The following is a 15646-nucleotide window of genomic DNA, read 5'->3' on the forward strand; positions in this document are numbered from 1 at the left end:
TACCGCGTCTCGAAGGTCAACGATCTGCCAGAGAGGCTGCGTCCGGGCATGCTCTATGTCGTTGTGGAAGGCAAGGTTGAGATCCAGGCGACCATGGCCTGCCCCCGGGGACGTTGCAGCTCGCCGCTGAACCTGAATCTCATGCCTGACGATCACCCGATGTGGACCCTTCAACGCCACAATCACGGGCTGCCGTCCTTAGCTCCCTCCGTCTGGAGAAAACACGATTGTGGGTGCCATTTCTGGCTTCGACGCGGAGAAGTCGTATGGTGCGACTAGCCTACGTTGGCTCATTGCAGAAGCGCTTCCACGCCACACAAGTCATCTGGTTAGCCGCGGCTAACTCTTGTGCAATCCGGGTTAGCCGCGGCTAACCGCCGGCCTTTTGCAGCCTGTATCATCAGCGTTTCCGCCTGCCGTTGCAGACCGTACTTCTGTTAACTTCTCATTAACTTAAAAGGCCTTGCCAGAGGGTAAGAATCGGCTCTTATTCGCCTAACTGCGCAGAATGCGGCAATCTTCGACGCAATGCGCAGGTAGTAACAAAAGAGTTTATCCGGCTTATGGCGCAGATACCTACGCAAACACAGTCTGCGCCTTCGCAGGAGCTTCGTGCTCTTGTACAGAGGCACGGTGATGAGCTTTCGGCACAACTGCAAGCCCACCATCGGAGCATCTTCCCGCCAGAGGCGGAGAAAACCATACGGCGGTTCTCGCCTGCGGAGGCCGCCAAGCTCATCGGCATAGCTGAAGGTTATCTGAGGCAGGTGGCGTCGGAAGGCAGGGGACCTTCACCGTCGACTACAAACGGCCGCCGATCCTATTCGGTCGAGGACATCCACGAACTGCGGAAGATCCTCGACCAGGGGGCACGGGGCGGGCGTCGGTACCTGCCGCACCGAACAGGGTCGGAGCACCTCCAGGTCCTGACGGTGATGAACTTCAAGGGCGGGTCCGGGAAGACGACGACATCCGCCCATCTCGCGCAGTATCTCGCGCTGCATGGATACCGGGTCCTGGCGATCGACCTTGATCCCCAAGCGAGCCTGTCGGCACTGTTCGGCCATCAGCCCGAACTCGACGTCGGCCCGAACGAGACGCTCTACGGCGCAATCCGATACGACGACAAGCGCCGGCCCATCGCCGAAGTCGTGCGCGCGACCTACATCCCGGACCTTCACATCGTTCCGGGAAACCTGGAGCTCATGGAGTTTGAGCACGACACGCCTCGCGCGCTTCTGCGCAAGGCTCCGGGCGACACTCTTTTCTTCGCGCGGGTGGGGCAGGCGATCGCCCAGGCCCAGAACCTCTACGACGTGGTCGTGATCGACTGCCCGCCGCAGCTCGGCTACCTGACACTTTCCGCACTCACGGCTGCGACTTCGGTCCTCGTGACGATCCATCCGCAGATGCTCGACGTCATGAGCATGTCCCAGTTCCTCATGATGACCGGCGATCTGCTCGACGAGGTGGCCAAAGCCGGCGCATCGACCACCTACGACTTTATGAAGTACGTCATCACGCGGTTCGAGCCGTCCGATGGGCCGCAGAACCAGATGGTCGCATTCCTCCGGTCGATCTTCGCCGAACACGTGCTGATCCACCCGATGCTCAAGAGCACGGCGATCTCTGACGCCGGGATCACGAACCAGACGCTTTTCGAGGTCGACCGCCACCAGTTCACCCGGGCCACTTACGATCGTGCCTTGGAATCCATGAACAACGTGAACGCCGAGATCGAAGGCTTCATTCGCAAGGCCTGGGGGAGGGCAGAATGAGCCGCAAGCATTTCCCGAACCTCGGCCAGGCCCCTCTCGTCGCAGAACGAGAAGCGGGAGCACCGCGCGCCTCCCGCATGCACATGAGGCCGATCCTGGGCGCCGCGGACCTCGTCGAGGACGCGGAAGCAAAGCCTGTCGGTGTGATCGGGCAATCCCTCGCCGCCGCCGACGAGCGGTCGCGCCGCGCGGGGGACATCGAGCGCCAACTGTCGGAAGGACAGGCGGTCGTCGAGCTCGATCCCGCGATGATCGATCCCTCGTTCATCAGCGATCGCATGCCCTCGGCGGCCGGCGTGCAGGCGACGTTGCTGGATGCGATCCGCGACCATGGTCAGCAGGTTCCGATCCTGGTCCGGCCGCACCCGGAGGCCGAGGGCCGATATCAGGTCGCCTACGGGCATCGGCGCCTCAAGGCGGTGAAGGAGCTTGGCCTCCGGGCCCGGGCCGTCGTGCGCATCATGAGCGACGAGGAGCTGGCCGTCGCGCAAGGCCAGGAGAACAACGAGAGGCAGGACCTTTCATACATCGAGAAGGCACGTTTCGCGCAGCGACTGGAGCAGCGGTTCGGACGCGCGACGGTGCTCGCCGCCTTGTCGCTGTACAAAGGCGACCTCTCGTACATGCTCTCGGTGGTGTCGCGGATCCCGGCAACGCTCATCGATGCCATCGGTCCCGCGCCATCCTCGGGAAGGAGAGGGTGGATCGAGCTTGCGGACCTCATCGCGAAGAAAGGCGCGCTCGCTTCGGCGGAGGAGGCGGCCAGCGATGCTGGCTTCGACGCGCTCGCCAGTGACGAGAGGCTGAAGCGTGTCCTCTCCGCAGCGAAGGTCTCAGGACCGCCAGCGGGCAACGGGACCAAGTGGACCGACGCACATGGTCGGACCCTCGCCACCATCACGACCACCGCTACCAAGGTCTCGCTGACCGTCGACAAGAAGACCGCGCCGGATTTTGCGGCTTTCGTCGTCGACCGGCTGCAGGCGCTCTACCAGGAATTCGAAGCCGGCGAACGCCGCCGGCGTTGATGGCGTACGCGTAACCTTCAATCGATCAACGAGGAGCATGCAGGCAAAGAAAAAGGCCCCCGAAGCTGACGCCCCGGAAGCCCTCTCTTAGTGTGACAACGAGAGAATCCCACTTCCGCGAATCATAGTCAAGTCCAGCGCCACTTCAGCGACCGCCTTTCTTCGCCTCGAACGAGGTCAAGACATGGACATCCATCAGCCGTCGACGACGCCCTTCGGGCGGCGATCCTTCACGCTCGCCATGGTGGCGAGCCAGACGACCGCGAAAGAGTGCCCGCCGGGAGCAGCCGTCCACAAGTGGGAGGTCTTCCGTGCGATCTGCGAGGGCAAGGATGCTGTCGGGGTCTCCGAACGCGCCCTATCGGTCCTCAACGCGTTACTGACATTCCACCCGGATACAGTGCTGACGGGTGCCGACGAACTCGTCGTGTTCCCCTCCAACCAGCAGCTCGCGCTCAGAGCCCATGGCATGGCCGCGGCGACGCTGCGCCGCCACATCGGGACGCTGGTGGACAGCGGCGTCATCATCAGACGCGACAGTCCCAACGGCAAGCGCTACGCCCGCAAGGGGCAGGGCGGGGCGATCGAGAAGGCGTTCGGCTTCGACCTGAAGCCGCTGGTCGCCAGAGCCGCGGAATACATGCTCTACGCCGAGGAGGTGAGGGCGGAACGCAGGGCGCTGACGATGGCCCGCGAACGCATGACGCTCCGCCGACGCGACATCACCAAGATGATCACCGCGGGCATGGAGGAGGGCGTTCCATGCGACTGGCCCCACATGCTGACCGTTTACCGGGGCATCGCCGCGCGCATTCCCAGATCAGCCTCCCGTACCGAGATCGAACCACTGATCGAGGAGCTGGATCTGCTTGCAGCGGAGATCCTCATCGTGTTGGAAACACATGTAGAAAAGAAGAAAAGAAGCGGCAGTGAGTCCCATTCCGAGCGCCACATACAGAATTCAAAAACAGAAGCTTCCATTGAATCTGAGCCACGCTTTACGAAAAGCAGGGGCGAGGGGGAGGTGAACCGGCAGGCTTTGAAGACCGGCGTGAGATCGTTTCCATTGTCGATGGTGCTTGATGCCTGTCCGACCATCGTCGACTACGCCAAGGGGGGCGAGATCAGCAACTGGCGCGACATGGTGGCTACAGCGGGGTTCGTGCGGTCGATGCTCGGGATCAGCCCGTCCGCATGGGACCAGGCGCAGGAGGCGTTCGGAGCGGAAGACGCGGCGACAGTCATCGCTGCGATCCTGGAGCGGAGCGATGCGATCAAGAGCCCGGGTGGCTACCTGCGGGGACTGACGGACAAACAGGCGGTCGGACAGTTCTCGGTCGGGCCGATGCTGATGGCGCTGCTGAGGGGCCGGTCGGCGTCGAGGCTGCGCGCATGAATTGGGCAGTCAGCGGTTCAGGCTACGACCGTAGGTCGTCGGGAAGGATACCCAGCCGGCGGCCTGGGTAGGAGTCTTGACGAGGTTACCGCCACTGCGGTCGCAACGCTTCATCCTGCCCATCAAAATCTGCGCGGGCCGCCTCCGGCAGATCCTTGAGCTCGCCGATGAGGATGGTCTCTGGATTACCCATCTGCGCGTAGCGGATGGTGTCGGAGAACGGCACCGCGGCGTGCACGCGCCTGGTCAACGTCTCGACGTCGCAGGTGCCGCGCTTCTGCAGCTCCTCGCCGAACCACCGGATCCAACCCGTGCCGGCGCGCCCCGCCATGTACATCGCGTACGGCGCGAGCTCCTCCCAAACCTCCGGGGTCATCAGATCGCCGGCTCGACCGCAGGGAGACAGCGCGTCGCTCACGAACTGCATGCGCAGCATCCCACCGGCGATCTCGCTCCAGCGAACCACGCGGCCGTAGGCCCCGACCGCCGCGGGGAGGTAACGTGCAATCCGAAGGAGTAGACGGGCGATGAAGATCGCGCCCGGTGCGCCTCCGATAGGCAGCGTCGTCGCGAGGACCGTCCTCGCACCGAGAGCCAGAAAGGCGGAAGCCGTCGTGTAGGCTGACCGGCCCGCCGCATGCGTGTCGCAGGCGCTCAGCACGATGATGGGCGGCACGCGCACCCGCCCTCGCAGCCGTCGGACGTCGACATCAAGATCAGCGATCCGAAGCATCCCGTCGGCGCCCTCGGGGTGTACGCCGTGACCGTCGAAGATCATCAGAGGACCGTCGTAGGTGTTCAGCGCGCGCATGAACTGCGACGCGTCCGTCACCGTTTCATGTCGAAGGACGAGGGCATCCTCCAGCTGGGGAGCCATCACCCCGATGGCTTTTCGCAGGATAGGTGCCAGCCTGTCCTGCGGACTGAAGGCGCTCACCAGCAGGAGCTCGTTGAAGTCCTCGATCCGAAGACGCAGCGGCTCGTGCTCAAGCAGCTGGATCATCGTGACGTCGCCCGGCGTCGCGGCTATCCGCGACACGTCGCTCTCCAGGCATAGAGGCAGGCCGTTCACCGGTAGCCACTCGAGCGGTGCATCGGTGACCAGCTTCACCCCATAGGGCGCTTCGGCGATCCGCGTGAGGAAGCGTTCACCCACTGCGTCCGTCAGCATCTGCTGGATTTCGCCGAACATGCCCGCGATCTTGGCCGGTAGCGTCCGCGCGCCGGATCGGATGTTCTCGGCCAGGACCGAGACCCTGGCGGCCACGAGATTGATCGAGGGCTGAAGCCGGAGGGTGGAGGCGAGCGAACCGGCGGTACGGGTGCCGATGGCGGCCGCGAAGAGGGCGGTTTCCGCGTTGCGCATCGACGCTAGGGATTGGGCCAATCCGGAGCGCCCATACCGCTCGATCTCGGCCGGCGGGCGAGCCGGATTGTAGCTACGCTGCCGTTCTATACGGCGGAAGAGCTCCTCGGCGGCTCGCCGCTCGTCCGCGCCGACGGCGTCGAGCGGCACGTGGGCCTTGAAGCCGGGCATCATGGAGGGTGCTACCAGCCATAGGTCCGGACGCGGCGGAAGAAACCGGATCGCAGGTCCGATCTCCGCCTGTGCCCGCAAGGCGTCTATCTCAGCGACACCCTCCAGCATGGCATCGACAAAGGCTGCTGGGTCCCGGCTCGTCCAGTCCGGCACTTCCTCGCCGAGCGTCATGCCAGCCGACATCAACGTCATCTGGTTGGGTAGCAGCGAATAATGTCCGAGACGTCTAATCCCGCCCGTCTGGCCGGAGCGCTCCGACCACCGTTCGACGATAGGCCCTAGCTCGGCGAGCGGAGAATGCGCCTCGACCAGCGCGAGGACATGCTCGCGCAGGCGCATGACGGAAAGATCGCCGAGGTTGATCGCGCCCTCGGTGTCCAGAAGGGAGACGTGGAGGGGCCGGTAGAGCTGGCGCGCCTGGAAACGGCGGATCGATACGGCGGCGTCCTCGGTCGCCGAGAACAACGTCCAAATCGGCATCGAGGCGGGAATGTCGATGCCATCAAGGGATTCGGCCGAGAGCGGACGGATGCGCCACCCGGAGAGGCCGGTCGCCCGAGCACCTAGCAGGTCCGGCAAGGGGATAACCGGGTCCATAAGCGTCGCCGGCAGCCGCACGATCGATTCGAGAGCTCTGCGATGCAGAATGAGGGCTTCAGGAAAACGTTGGAAGAGGCTGATACGTCGGTCCGCACCCGGGGGCAGAACGAGACCGTAGACGAGTCGCGGATCAATCAAAGGATGGGTGCCGCCGCCCGCCGCCCCAGTAGGAACGCCATCCTTCGTCATGGAGTTCTTTCCCCGGCCGTGGCGACCGGCACCACATGGCGACCATACAGGCCCGTCCCGCACATCGCGACCGTGTTGCCGCCGACACACGCCGTTCTCGTCTTGCGGGCTCTTGCCTGGGCTCCCGCGCCGGACCCTGCGCAAGCGCGTCCGCGGACGACACATGGCATTGCCGGCCGCTATGGCAGGCTGGCCATGTCCTAGGGTTGACCCGAGGGCGCGACAGCGAGCGACGCCGTCGGTCCATCCTGCCGCTCATCGAAGAAGCCTGACGCTCGAGCATGATTGCGCAGAGTCGCCGGCCTGTACTTTCCATAGCTCGTGAAGTTCCTGACTTCAGAAAGGGCCAAGCGTTCGTAGACCGACGCGTGAAGGTCGGCGTCGACGGGTACGTCACGGTCCGCCGGATACCAGCGTAGCGGCGTGCCGCCCATGCCGACCATAAGCTCGTCGTGCATCATGCCGTCGGCCGAGGGATGGAGATGAAGAAACCGATCGTCGATCTGGATGCGACCTTCGACCGGCAGGCCTTCGGCGATGAAATCGGCCATCCACTTCAACGAGATGTCCGAGAGGCGGGACTCCTGTTCCGGGTAGCTGCCACCTATGTCGGAATGGTCGCCCGCAAACCAGACCTGCTCGAAAGGCTCGGGCTCGCCGGGCTGCCTCAGGCGGATGGTCCGGCCCCACGGGACGCGAGCGAAGTCCTTGCGATATTCATCGATTGCCATCGCATGGCGGACGAACATCACGTCGCGGGGAAGATGACGGTCATAGCCAGCCTTGACGAAGCGCTCGATGCCGATCGCAGCGACGGTATCCCAGACCCCGATGAAGTAGGGGACGACGCCTCGACCCGTCTCGCAACCATACCTGCGCCGGAAGGCGTCAGCCGTCGCCGCGCGCTCGTCGGATGGCGGCAGCTCGAGGCCGAACCGGAACAGGATGGCGGCCGCCTCCTTGGCGATCCTGCGCAGGTCCGTAGGTGCGAAGCTGAGAGCTTCGCCACCGGCTTGCCGCGTCGGGATGCCGACGATCTCAAGGAGGTGCGCGACGCAGCGGGCCGTGTACGCGCCGCGGCTGAAGCCGAAGAGATAGACGCTATCGCCGGGCCGCCAGGAGCTGACCACCGCGAGGTAGCAATCGATGATCTTGCCGGTGATGCCCCCGCCCAGCATCTTATCGGCGGTCTCCCGGATGGTGCGCCACGTCCCGGTGTGGCCGACGATCGGCGTACCGATCCCCGCGACGTAGAAGGCGATCTGCCGAGCCGGGTCGATGGTCGATTCCGGATCGTTACGGGTCGCCCGGTAGAGCTTGTAGACATTGGTGCGGCTTTCGTCCGGCAGCAGGCCGCCCTCGTTGCCGGTGCCGTCGGCCAAGACGAGAATTCTTTTGGGCATCCGAAAAGCTCCTGAAATCAGCGGGCGAAAAATCCCCTGCTCAAAGAAGCGAGCGCTCCTTGCGACACAGGTCGACTTGACGTCCAGCGTCGTGTAGGCCAACCAGACACGACCATATCAGAAATATATGGATCTAAAAAATATACCCGTCAAGATACTATAGGGACTTGCATGGCTGATGACGAACGACGCCCGTGGATGCAGAACCGCCGGCTAGAGTTCATCGAGTGGAAGCTGTACTGGGATGGCGCGCTGAACCGGAGCGACCTGGAGAATACGTTCTCCATCTCGACGCCGCAGGCATCAGTCGACATTAGGCAGTACCGCGAGATCGCCGGCGACAACATCTCCTACAACGCGACGGAGAAGGCGTTCTTGCCGGCGCCGGGGATCAAACCGCGGTTCCTCACCGTCTCTGCCGACCGGCTGCTCATCCAGCTCCGGGCCTGGCTGACGGGTGCCCTACCGCGGCGCGACTTGTGGTTCAAGGCCATGCCCTCGATCGACATGGCGCCGGATCTCGCGCGCCATGTCGATCCCGATTGTCTTCGCCTCGTCCTCCAGGCCATGGCGAAGCGGGAGGTCCTCGAGGTCCGCTACCAGTCCCTCACCAACGACCGCTGGCGGGAGATCGCTCCCCATGCCCTCGCATTCGACGGCTACCGCTGGCATGTTCGGGCATGGGCCTGCGACCGCGACGACTTCAGGGACTTCGTGCTGACCCGGATCGTCGAGATCAAAGCCGGCGCGGCCGCGGTCTTCGATCCTGACGACGACATCGAGTGGAAGACCAAGACCAAGCTCCTGCTGGCCCCGCATCACGGCCTGAACGAACAGCAGAGCCTCGCCATCCAACGTGACTTCAACATGATCGACGGTCGCCTCGAGGTCGAGGTGCGGCTGTCCATGGCGTACTACTTCATCATGCGGATGAACCTCGACCTGGACCTCAAACCGTCGCGCGCGCAGATATGCCTCGAGAACCTCCAGCAGGTGCAGTCCGCGATCGAAGAGGCCAAGGAAGAATCCTGCCGGCGCATCGCATCTCGAAAGGCTGCCTCAGGACCGGCGTCGAAGGCCTGAGACGCGATCGCCGGGCGACCTTGCTCGAGGAAGTGTGGAATTCAGGGCGGCGATGTCGGATTGAAATGCTGCAGAAGGTCGGAAAAGCCTTCGAGAACGCAATCCGGTTCCATGTCCGCCGCGTCCTTGCGAAGGCTCCGCTCGTAGGCAAGATCGTGCCTATGGCTGACCAGATCCAAAATGGTTCGGTGCGCCGCGTCGTTTGCCGCGCCGTAGCGTGCCCAGGCCGTGCGGCAACCGGCCCGCCGCGGAATTTCGGCGTGAAGCGTAACGGGGGGCGCTAGCTGGATGCATCGAGACCGACGGCGCGGACCTCGATCGCGCCTTGCGCGTTCCTGACGATCGTCCGCGCCAGGGCGTCCAGTCTGACGATCAGCCCGGCGAAGTCGATCGGGGCCTTCGTCTGCGGGTCGCGCCAGATCCGAGCGCGATGCAGGGAGACGAACAAAACCCCCTGGCGACGGGTCCGCGGCTTGAGATACGCCTCCGCAAGCTGTCGGGTCAGAGCCGTTTCCAATCTCCTGACGGGCCAGTCCATGTTGCCGTGCTTGACCTCGATGGCGACCTCGACTCCAGCGGACGAGGAGGAGACGACGATGTCCGGCTTGTCGCCGTCGGCAACCTCGGCCTCGCGATGGACGTGGAACCGTCCGCGGGCGCGCAGCCGCAGCTGTTCGGTGAGCCAAGCCTGCACCTCCCGCTCGTCGGCGGCGCGGCTCAGCACCGCCCGAGACGAGGCGTCCGCGGAGGCGATGTCCCGGGCGATCTCGCCGAGGACGGCTTCGACGACCCTCAGCATCTCGGAGCCCGTCTTGGCCGGAGACACGTGTCCGGCCTCGAAGGCGAGGATCTCCTGCGGCGTCCAAGGCGGCGCCTCGGCGCCTCGTTCCACCATGGCCTGCGCGAGCTCGGCGAAACGTACCGCACGCCCTTCGACATCGGCGGCAAGGCCGCGCATCGCAAGATAGGCGTCGGAATCCGAGCGGTCGGCGAGCTGGCCGAACACCGCGTTCCTGGTTTCTTCCGCCGCATCGCGCGCTGCCGAAGGCTTCGGCGCGAGGAGAGGAGGGAAGACATCGGCCCGGACGGGTTGATGGAAAAACATCAGCTACCCCAAGAGACGACGAACGAGGACCTGTACGGCACGGAGAGCGCGATGCCTCCGGCAGCCGCACCGTCCTCGGACAAAGAAGACCGCGGAACGGGTACGCCCGTCCCACGAGCGAAGGAAGCGGCCGGCGATCCCGACGCCGCGTCCACCGACTGGCGCGTCGAGAGCGGCCGCGCCCCGCCGCTGCCGCTGCAGCCCGGCGAGATCACCGACAGGGAGATCCATCGCCACGGCGGGCGCGGCTACTGGTTCCTGATCGTGCTGCCTTCACGGCGCCACGTGAATTGCCGCACCGACGACCGCTCGAAGGCCGAGCGCTTCAAGAAGCGCTTCGACGCCGGCCAGCCGACGATCGACGCCGAGGACATCGAGCTCGGCAAGCTGCTGCGCAACCCGCCCATCGGGGTCAAGCCGATGACGGACTTCGACCGCGAGCGCCTCGAGCCCTACTGGGCGCTGCGCACCGCCAAGGACGTCAGCTACGACGGCACGAAGGTGTACTACGAGGCCCGCCGCGCCGTGGCGGCCGGCGTCAGCCCGCCGACGGATCAAATGATCCGGGGCGAGCTCGCGGACCTTGCGGCGTACGTCCGCGCCGCGACGAAGACGATCGATCCCGGGTACCGGGTGAGCGTCTGGATGCCGCGCCGCTCGTCGCCGCGCACCCGCTGGCTGCGCCGCCACGAGGCCGCCCGCTTCCTCTGGGCGCTGCGTGGACGCACGTGGGATCCGGCGACCAAGGCCTACCTTGTCGATCCCACGACCGGGAAGCGGATCCTGCGCGACGCGGAGACGATCGCCGCCCGCCGGTTCCTCGCACGCCTCGTCATGCTCGGCCTCTACTCGGGGTCGCGGCTCGACGTGATGCTTGAGGCCTGCTGGTCGCCGGAGTCGGCGGCAGCCAACACGAAGGCGGCCAAGGCCGAGGCCGCGCGCAAGGAGGCCGTGCGCAGGGCCAAGGGCGGCCGCAAGACGGCGGTCCGGCCGCTGGTTGCGTTCGGACACGTCGACCTCGTCGACGCGGTGTTCTTCCGCCAGGGCTCGGGCCCGACGAAGACCGTCAAGCTCTGCCCGCCGGTGAAGCTCGTGCCGATCCTGAAGGTGCTCGCCAAGGGCTGGCACCGCAGCGACACGACGGACCCGGCCAAGCGATCCGACCGGGTGATCCACGACGGCACCGGCAAGAAGTGGCCGCTGACGAGCCTGGTGCGGCTGTGGACCGCCGTCATCGCCGACGCCGGCCTCGACGCCGACGTCATCCGCCACACGCTGCGGCACACCGCGGCGACGTGGCTGCTCGAGGGCGGCTACTCGATCGAGGACACCGCCGAATTCCTCGGCGTCTCGCCGCGCGAGCTGCTGAAGACCTACGCGCACGTCGACACGGCGTTCACGGTGGAGGTCGCCGAGGCGATCGACCGCTACGTCGCCGCCTGCCGCGCGTCGCGCCTGAAGCGCATCGGCTAGCCCGGCACGCCCCGTTGGCAACTAAGAGCCCTAAGGGGGGCAAAACGGCAGTTTTGACCCCGAAGGCGGGCGGGTGCCGAGGGAAGCCGCGAAACGTGGTTCGTCACATAGGGCCTTTTGCCGCCTCCCGCGCGCGGGAGGCGGGGATGCGACGGGACGTGACAACAAGGAACGTAAAGCACTGGAAATGCAAGTGAAAGTGCGGGTGGATAAGCCCCTCTTGAGACTGCGGACGCCTTGCCGATCGATGCCGTTCGACGACGTCCGATGCCACTTAGTTGGCAGAAAAGTTCGAACAACCAAGTGGGTGGACCCCCAAGGAGAGAGCATGCAACCGCAGACGAAGACGACAATGCAGGAGAAGCCGAAGAGCTTCTACAAGAAGCCGACGCTCGTACTGCTGCCCTACAAGGGCGGCCAGCACTGGTACATATGTCACGGGCGCAAGAAGGAGCGCACGGCGTTCGTGGCGCACCAGAAGGCGGATGCCAAGCGCGCCGTCGAAGCTCGTTCGCAGGAAGTCCGGGCGCCGACATCGATCAACGCGACGCCGATCGCCGATGTGGTCGGCTGGGCCCGCACCCAGCCGCGCTACAAGAAGGCGCGGTTCGCCGGCATCATCGCGGTCTGGGACGGCAAGAGGGTCTGCGACCTGTCGCAGCACACCTTGGATGCGCTCGTCCTCGAGCGTCAGACCCACTTGCATCCGAAGACCGGCGAACCGATCAGCGAGAAGACAGCGCTGACCGAAGCGGGGTGGCTCAAGGCGATGAGCCGCCGCCATGCACGCGAGCATGGCCTTCCGGCACCGGGCGACTTCGCGGTGAAACGCTCGAGCCCGCACCAGAACGAGCGGGCGCTCACCAGGAGCGAGACCGCACGGCTGCTGTGGGCCTGTCTCGGGTACAGGTGGGACGCGGCCCAGCTGCGGATGGTCCCGCATGACAAGCGCACGCGTAAACGGCTCCGCCGGCTGCTTGCTCCCGTCCGCCGGCTTCTGCTGCTTGGGCTTTACGCCGGCACGAGCGTCGCCACCGGTGTGGCGTTGGTGTGGGACGCAACGCCGGACGGTACGGCGAGCTACGTCGACGTCGCCGAAGGTCGGCTGCTTCGGCTTGGCGCGCAGGCGCCCCGCACGGCCAACCTCAGGGACGTGCCGGTCGCCCTCGGTAGGCGCATGATGGCACACGCAAGGCGCTGGCGACGCCAGGACGCATCGGACGTCAGGCACATCGTGCATGTCACGACGAAGGGCAAGTACAACAGGGGACTTGCCGACACCCGCTTCAAGAGGATCTGCGACGAAGCGGGCCTGCCGGGCGTGACCTTCTCGATGATCGTCACGACGCATGCGGCGATGGCCTTGCGGGAGGGCGCCTCGGTGCGCGCCCTGGCGATCGCCCTCGGCCTTTCCGGCGATGCCGTGAACCGGCGGTACAAGCACTTCAGCCGCAGCTTCCAGGAGGGTGCGGGAAAGGCTTTCCGGCAGCGGCCCAAAAGCATAAGGTGATAGGCCGCGCGACCGGCCTGCATCCGCGATAGGGATGCCGCCTCGGCGGCACCCCGAGCAGCCCAGCGGGGTCGAACCGAAGCCGTCCGGCAGCCTGCGCTAGTCGTGCGGCGCGACCTTGGCGGGCGACGGCACACGGAGGCGCAGGAGATCGCGGATGGCGGCCGGCGTGGTGAACGTCTTGCCGCACACCATCGTCGCGGCGAGTTCGCCGCGTTCGATCGCGATGCGCAGCGTCGCCTTGCTGAACGGACCGTCCGCGAAGAAGAGCGCGATCGCTTCCGCGAGGCTGAGCAGCTCATCGTCACGCCAGTCGCTAACGTCTGGTCGCTTGACGAGCCTGTGCAGTGGCGGCTGAGGTGCCATCGATAGATCCTCCAAATCGTGCTGGGCGCGGAATGGGCGCGCCATGCGTATTCTGCGACCTTGCCCCGGAGGATGGCCCTGAGGGATGGATCGTTGATCCATCCCTCCCAAGCCTTTGCCTTGCCCAAGGATGCCAAGCCGAGTCAGGCCGTGCGGGGCCGCGGTCATTCGAGCGTCTCGACCGTGAAACGCCCGAATTTCGGTCGGTAATCGCCCAGGCCGACGGTGCCGCCAGCCGTCCGCGCGATCTCCAGAAGGGTGGCGCCGTCGATCAGAGACGGCAGATATGAAAGCGTCGTGACCAGCGACCAGGCCGGGAAACACGGCCGCGTGCGCATCGTCGTGCGATTCGTCACCCGGACGCCGCAGCGGTAGACGAAGGTCGGATCCGCATAGAGGGCGTCGAGATCGGCCGGTCCGTCATAGACCAGCATCGGCGTCTCCCGCACGATCACCGCGGCCCTGACGAGCCTTCCCGACCGGGTGAACTTGCCGGCGGCGACCATCGCCGCCTCGATCGCCTCCGCCGGCACGCAGGGGCATCCATCGCGGAGCCATAGGGAGCCCCGCCATTCGATGCGCGCGATGCTCTGGTGATCGCTTAGCGTCTTCACTCGCTTGGACGTGAAGCGGTGCAGGGCCTGCGCATGCGCGTTCAACGGGTCCGCAAGTTGGCCGGCCCGCATCAGTAGCGGGGCGATGCCGGTCAGGCGCATGGTGATGGCGTCATGCATCGATCACCCCCCAGCACGCGATGGCGGTTTCGGGGAGGCAGCGACGCGTGTCGCTGAGCACCGGAAGCACGAGGATCTGGACGCGTCGACGGCGCAGTTCATCGGTCACGACGGCGTGGCAGGCCGAGCAGAGAGTGGTCAAATCCTCGGGCCGTTCATTGCCGAAGTTGGCATAGGTCCGATGGTGGATTTCGATCCGGACTTCCGGCTGGCCGCGGCCGCACAGCCGGCAGAGGCCACCGGAGCGCTCGAGCTCGAGCAGACGCGACGGGGAGTTGCGCCAGGCGTCGCTTCGAATGTAGGTCTCGTAGGCAATGCGAGCGACCGTCATGTCTTTTCTCCCTGCGATCGATGACGGGCCCGGCATCGGCAGGCAGCCGGCGCGTGCCAATTTTCCACGTCGGCGCGACGGGGCTTCGCGGTGGTCTTGAGGGACGAGACCTGGGTCCGTGCTGCCCGCGAGCTTCTGCGTTGGGATCAGACGCGTCTTGCGCAAGAGGCGGGGCTGACCCTCGTGACCGTCAAGCGATACGAATCCGGACGGAGCAAGATGGCCGACGAGACGGTGGAGGTCATCCGACGAACTCTGGAGGCGAACGGGATCGTCTTCCTCGACCCGGAGGCGACATCCGGCGCCAAGGTCGTCGCCGCGATTGGTCTCCGCACGTCGGCCAGCCCCGAGCCGCGACCCGACAAACGGGTCTACGAGTACAAGTCGCCCATTCGAGGCAGGCCACCCCGGAAGCAGGCGGAAGAGGGCACAGACTGATCGCTCGCCCCGACCTACCATGGGCGCCAGCTCCGCGTCGTCAGGTCTTGCGGCCATCACGGCGTTGCCGCAACGGCGCAGACCTTCGCCCGCGAAATCGTCGCGCTACGGTGGGCAGTGCCCTCCTCGGAAAGCAGGCCGGTCCTGACGCTGCGTGGCAAGCGGGCCTGGCTTGCATCGATCACGACCCGGCCGGCGGCCTCGAAGTGCGTCACGATCGCCCGGGCGACGTCCAAGCTGCGATGGAGGCAGCCCATTTCGGCGACGAGCACGGCCTCGCGGCTCGCGTTCGCGCAGGAGGACAAGAGAGCGGTGAGGTTGCTGGCGAGTACGGTGGTGTCGTCCGCGCGGCCGGAGTCGATCACGTACCGGGACACGGCCAGACCCAGGGAGAGCGCGCAGGCGTCGATCGCCCGCTTCTGATCGAAAAGAACGCCGGCGCCGCCGACCGCTTCGGGATCCGACAGGTAGGCGGTGCATGTCGCGGCTTCATCTGCGACGCAGCCCACATCGCGGGCTGCCTTCGCTTCGGTTGCGAAGAATTTCGTCGCGGTGGTCTTTTCCAAAAAAGCTGCTGTGGTTGTCATGCGGTCCCGCTCCCTCGTTCAATGTCGTGAAAGATATCTAAGATATCATCATCAGACGTCAAGAGGCTGCAAGGATTTTTCCCCA

The 15646-nt window shown here is 65.4% G+C and carries 15 protein-coding genes; 8 read left to right on the forward strand and 7 right to left on the reverse strand.

Annotated features, from left to right (window positions below; genetic code table 11):
- Positions 1–93 precede the first annotated feature (93 nt).
- From GSQ79_RS30275 to repC, 4 genes are all read left to right on the forward strand, one after another.
- On the forward strand, positions 94–279 hold the full coding sequence (locus tag GSQ79_RS30275) for a DUF6527 family protein (protein ID WP_368669921.1): 186 nt from the start codon (positions 94–96) through the stop codon (positions 277–279).
- A gap of 284 nt (positions 280–563) precedes the next feature.
- Positions 564–1778, forward strand: a complete 1215-nt coding sequence (gene repA / locus GSQ79_RS05895) for a plasmid partitioning protein RepA (RefSeq protein ID WP_158807801.1) — start codon at positions 564–566, stop codon at positions 1776–1778.
- Positions 1775–2806 carry a plasmid partitioning protein RepB gene (gene repB / locus GSQ79_RS05900; RefSeq protein ID WP_158807802.1) on the forward strand — a complete coding sequence of 344 codons (1032 nt, stop codon included), beginning with the start codon at positions 1775–1777 and terminating at the stop codon, positions 2804–2806. The genes repA and repB overlap by 4 nt, the downstream gene beginning before the upstream one ends.
- Before the next feature lie 184 nt (positions 2807–2990).
- On the forward strand, positions 2991–4202 hold the full coding sequence (gene repC, locus GSQ79_RS05905; RefSeq protein ID WP_158807803.1) for a plasmid replication protein RepC: 1212 nt from the start codon (positions 2991–2993) through the stop codon (positions 4200–4202).
- An 85-nt stretch (positions 4203–4287) separates the two neighbouring features.
- Here repC and GSQ79_RS05910 read toward each other — a convergent pair whose 3' ends face one another.
- Both GSQ79_RS05910 and GSQ79_RS05915 read right to left on the reverse strand, forming a co-directional pair.
- A complete protein-coding gene (locus GSQ79_RS05910) occupies positions 4288–6531 on the reverse strand; it encodes a CHAT domain-containing protein (RefSeq protein ID WP_158807804.1) in 2244 nt (747 codons plus the stop codon).
- A gap of 200 nt (positions 6532–6731) precedes the next feature.
- Positions 6732–7934, reverse strand: a complete 1203-nt coding sequence (locus GSQ79_RS05915) for a DUF2235 domain-containing protein (protein ID WP_158807805.1) — start codon at positions 7932–7934, stop codon at positions 6732–6734.
- A 171-nt stretch (positions 7935–8105) separates the two neighbouring features.
- On the opposite strand from GSQ79_RS05915, the gene GSQ79_RS05920 reads away from it, so the two are divergent.
- On the forward strand, positions 8106–9017 hold the full coding sequence (locus GSQ79_RS05920) for a YafY family protein (RefSeq protein ID WP_158807806.1): 912 nt from the start codon (positions 8106–8108) through the stop codon (positions 9015–9017).
- Positions 9018–9297: 280 nt separating this feature from the next.
- On the opposite strand, the gene GSQ79_RS05925 is transcribed toward GSQ79_RS05920, so the two are convergent.
- Entirely contained in the window at positions 9298–9843 is a 546-nt protein-coding gene (locus GSQ79_RS05925) for a hypothetical protein (RefSeq protein WP_158807807.1), read from the reverse strand.
- On the opposite strand from GSQ79_RS05925, the gene GSQ79_RS05930 reads away from it, so the two are divergent.
- The gene (locus GSQ79_RS05930; protein ID WP_158807808.1) at positions 9844–11595 is read left to right on the forward strand and encodes a tyrosine-type recombinase/integrase; all 1752 of its coding nucleotides are present in this window, start codon (positions 9844–9846) and stop codon (positions 11593–11595) included.
- A gap of 328 nt (positions 11596–11923) precedes the next feature.
- Positions 11924–13105, forward strand: a complete 1182-nt coding sequence (locus GSQ79_RS05935; protein WP_158807809.1) for a hypothetical protein — start codon at positions 11924–11926, stop codon at positions 13103–13105.
- Positions 13106–13204: 99 nt separating this feature from the next.
- Here the strand turns inward: GSQ79_RS05935 and GSQ79_RS05940 are convergent, their stop codons facing one another.
- The 3 genes from GSQ79_RS05940 to GSQ79_RS05950 all read right to left on the reverse strand — a co-directional run bounded on the left by GSQ79_RS05940 (position 13205) and on the right by GSQ79_RS05950 (position 14536).
- Positions 13205–13471, reverse strand: a complete 267-nt coding sequence (locus GSQ79_RS05940; RefSeq protein ID WP_158807810.1) for a hypothetical protein — start codon at positions 13469–13471, stop codon at positions 13205–13207.
- Between the two features lie 164 nt (positions 13472–13635).
- Complete coding sequence (locus GSQ79_RS05945) at positions 13636–14205, reverse strand: hypothetical protein (protein WP_158807811.1); 570 nt, start codon at positions 14203–14205, stop codon at positions 13636–13638.
- Complete coding sequence (locus GSQ79_RS05950; protein ID WP_158807812.1) at positions 14198–14536, reverse strand: HNH endonuclease; 339 nt, start codon at positions 14534–14536, stop codon at positions 14198–14200. Before GSQ79_RS05950 ends, GSQ79_RS05945 begins: the two co-directional genes overlap by 8 nt.
- 90 nt (positions 14537–14626) lie before the next feature.
- Between GSQ79_RS05950 and GSQ79_RS30030 the strand changes: the two genes are divergently transcribed.
- Positions 14627–14974 (forward strand): helix-turn-helix transcriptional regulator, encoded by a 348-nt coding sequence (locus GSQ79_RS30030; protein WP_158807813.1) that lies wholly within the window; start codon positions 14627–14629, stop codon positions 14972–14974.
- A 56-nt stretch (positions 14975–15030) separates the two neighbouring features.
- On the opposite strand, the gene GSQ79_RS05960 is transcribed toward GSQ79_RS30030, so the two are convergent.
- A complete protein-coding gene (locus GSQ79_RS05960; protein ID WP_158807814.1) occupies positions 15031–15561 on the reverse strand; it encodes a hypothetical protein in 531 nt (176 codons plus the stop codon).
- Between the last annotated feature and the right edge of the window lie 85 nt (positions 15562–15646).

The organism is Beijerinckia sp. L45 (genome assembly GCF_009765775.1).
In the GTDB taxonomy this organism is placed as follows: Bacteria; Pseudomonadota; Alphaproteobacteria; order Rhizobiales; family Beijerinckiaceae; genus RH-AL1.